We start from the raw sequence: 1,216 nt of genomic DNA on the forward strand, positions 1-1,216 counted from the left end.
TAATCAAAAACGCCGTTTTAAAGTTCTGAGGCGCGGTCGGCAGGTTCGCCAGAATCTCTGGGCTTACTTCTGCAGAAGAAGACTTACGAGTTGGGCAATACGCGACGTATTTAGCTTGATCTGCCAAAGGCTTAGTACCCGAAGAAAAAGCAATGAAATCGAGGGCAAGTTTGGTATTCGCGCTTCCTTTAGGAATAGCCCAGCCGTTCATGTAACCCATTTGGTGATCCCAAATGATGCGAAATGGTTGGCCTTCATCTTTACGCGCGTTGTGTATCCGGCCATTGAAAGCAGACGCGATTACCACTTCTTTATCTGCCAACATTTGTGGTGGCTGCGCACCTGTCGTCCACCAAAGCACTTGCGGTTTGATGGTGTCGAGTTTGGCAAAGGCGCGTGCTCGCCCCTCTTCAGTTTCTAGTAGGCGGTAAACTTCGTCAGGTTTAACGCCATCGGCCAATAATGCCCATTCAAGGTTACCTTGAGGTTGCTTTTGTAGTGCTCGTCGACCGGGAAAGTTTGTTAAATCAAAAAGGTCTGTCAACTTGGTTGGAGCCGTTTTGCCTTTGAAAGCATCCTCGTTCACCGCTAAGACGGTCGATACGACGATGGTGTTAATCGCACACTCGTGGATCGCCCCATCGATGAAATCCTCTTTTGCTGGTGTCCCGTCAGCGCCGGGAGGCAGAATACTGGGGTTGACGGGTTCCAAAAGCCCTGCCGCGCAGCCTCGAACAATGTCTGGTTTATCCAGCGAGACCAAATCCCAACGCACGTTGTTTGCTTCTACTTGCGCTTTAATCTCCGCCAAACCGCCACTGAAATCCTCCGATACGATCTCAACACCAGTCTTTTGGATGAATGGTTTGTGGTAAGCCTCTACTTGGCTTTTGGTGAACGCGCCACCCCATGAGACGACCGTTAGTTTATCTTCAGCGTATGCCGAGGTACCCAACAGCATTCCCGAAATCAACATCACCAGTGGTGTTTTCGTCATTCGTGACATGGTTTACTCCTTTGGTTGTTTTTCTGGAGGTATCCGTTACGGCTGTTGGACACCACATTTGTTAAATTTTCGTTAACATTAGCATTAAATATATTTTATACAATATTTAATTTTAAAATTTTTTAGGCAAATCGCTGTAGTGTGAACGGCGCAATATTCACCGATGTTGGCTTGTCTGCAACGAGCTCAGAGATTAGGTCTGCAGTGATC

Annotated in this window: 1 protein-coding gene; it reads right to left on the reverse strand. The window is 47.6% G+C overall.

All coding sequences use genetic code 11. The features are described 5' to 3' along the window. The coding region (locus R7P69_RS24870; protein ID WP_318121775.1) for an ABC transporter substrate-binding protein at positions 1 to 1,006 on the reverse strand (1,006 nt) is incomplete at its 3' end. Between the last annotated feature and the right edge of the window lie 210 nt (positions 1,007 to 1,216).

The sequence above is a fragment of the Vibrio sp. 661 genome, from assembly GCF_033339315.1.
In the GTDB taxonomy this organism is placed as follows: Bacteria; Pseudomonadota; Gammaproteobacteria; order Enterobacterales; family Vibrionaceae; genus Vibrio; species Vibrio alginolyticus.